The 1,721-nt window shown below is 60.0% G+C and carries 1 protein-coding gene; it reads right to left on the minus strand.

The annotated features are described in order from the left end of the window. Positions 1-239: 239 nt before the first annotated feature. Entirely contained in the window at positions 240-1,511 is a 1,272-nt protein-coding gene (locus tag RMSM_RS34590; protein ID WP_008708734.1) for an alpha/beta hydrolase family protein, read from the minus strand. Positions 1,512-1,721 lie beyond the last annotated feature (210 nt).

Consider the following 1,721-nt stretch of genomic DNA (forward strand, 5'->3'; position numbering starts at 1 on the left):
CCCACGCCTGGTTCCAAGGCTCCCGTCCAATGCCATCTACCTAGGCACCCAGCGGGTGATCCTCGAGTAGTGGGATTCGCCAGAATTCCCGTTTTCGCTCTTCGAGCACCAGGAACTCTGGCGAGTCCCACTACGAAAGTCGAGGGCATAGGGGCTCCGGCCTGCCGAGAGCGAAAATGATGAGGCGGGAGCCTCCGAAGCAGTGCGTTACTAGGCAGGAGCCTGGGAACGAGGGCTCGCTACTTCAACACCGTGTCCATGAACGCGATAAAGAAATCCCAGTCGACTTGCCCGAGCCCGTGGCCACCACTGCGGATGTGATAACCAGTTTGTCCGACAATTCGCTGGCTGTTCAGCGGCGGCATCGTCTCCTCGGTAATTGATTTTATCCCCACAAGCTCAAACACCGGCGCGGCCGCGACCAACGACGCGTACTCGCCACGCGGGTCGGCCCACAAATCCTCGTCTGAGCTGGCGACATACACCGCTCGCGGCGCGACCAACGCGATCGCTTCATGCTGGTCGATCGGCAGCTCGTCCTCGCGATCGGCATACTCAGCAAACTGAGGCGTGAACCAGTGCGGAAAGGACGAGGTGATTCGTGCCACTGTTTCGCCGTAGGCTCGGCGGGAAAGCGCCGCACCGCCACAACCTGAATTGTTACTGTACGCTATCGCAAAACGCTCGTCCTCGGCCGCGGCCCAAATCGCCGCCTTGCCGCCACGAGAATGTCCCACCACCGCAACGCGGTTGATCTCGATTTGGGAAACCGTCGACAAAAAGTCCAACACACGGCTGGCGCCCCATCCCCAGGCCGACAAACTTCGCCACGCGTCATCGGCGGGCGGTTTGCCGTCGGCAAAGAACGCGCGAATTCCGTCGTCGTAACCGTTCTTGTTATCGGGATCGACATGCGAAGTGTAAAACGTCGCCGCGGCATAGCCTCGCTCAAGCATCGTTTTGACGGGCCAAAACGGATCCGGCTCGCTCACCGCCTTCTCCAGCGGAATGAAATAGCGGTTGTTGATCGCAACCACCGCAGGCGTCTTTCCTGCGACTCGATTCGGAGTAAACACGACAAACGGGAACGAGAACGTTCGTTGGTCGATCGTGACCGTCGCCTTGACGCTTCGTCCAGTGGCCAGTCCATCGAAGGCATCTTCGATCGTCTCGGTCGTTTCAAACGAGACTTGGTACGCAGTGTCTGGCCGCCGCCCATAAACCAGTTCACGAAACTGTTCCAACAACTCAGGCCGCCGCTTCGTCATCCACTGCGATGCCGAGCTGACCTTGGTTCCATCGGTCATCCTCAGCGGATCAGGAAGCTCGTAATCGGGCACCTTCGCTTCGTCGTAGTTAAACGGCCGCTTGGCACTCAGTTTCTTGACCAGTTCTGGGTTAGCCGTCCAAGCAGCCGGCTCGTCGGCAATCGCGGAAGAGCCGCTCGTAAACAAGACAGAAAACAAGCTACTGATCAGTGCAGCAGAGAATCGATTCGTCAAGCAAGGCATGGAGTTGGAACTCAGAAGGGGAAGGGGGAAGGAGAGGGGGAGAGGGGGAGAGGGGGAGAGGGGGAGTGGGGAGTGGGGAGTGGGGAGTGGGGAGTGGGGAGTGGGGAGTGGGGAGTGGGGAGTGGGGAGTGGGGAGTGGGGAGTGGGGAGTGGGGAGTGGGGAGTGGGGAGTCGGGAGTCGGGAGTCGGGAGTCGGGAGTCGGGAGTCGT

This window comes from Rhodopirellula maiorica SM1 (assembly GCF_000346295.1).
In the GTDB taxonomy this organism is placed as follows: domain Bacteria; phylum Planctomycetota; class Planctomycetia; order Pirellulales; family Pirellulaceae; genus Novipirellula; species Novipirellula maiorica.

Excerpts from the sequence above, each read along its gene's own strand:
- RMSM_RS34590 (WP_008708734.1), bottom strand. The coding sequence starts at position 1,511 with ATGCCTTGCTTGACGAATCGATTCTCTGCTGCACTGATCAGTAGCTTG.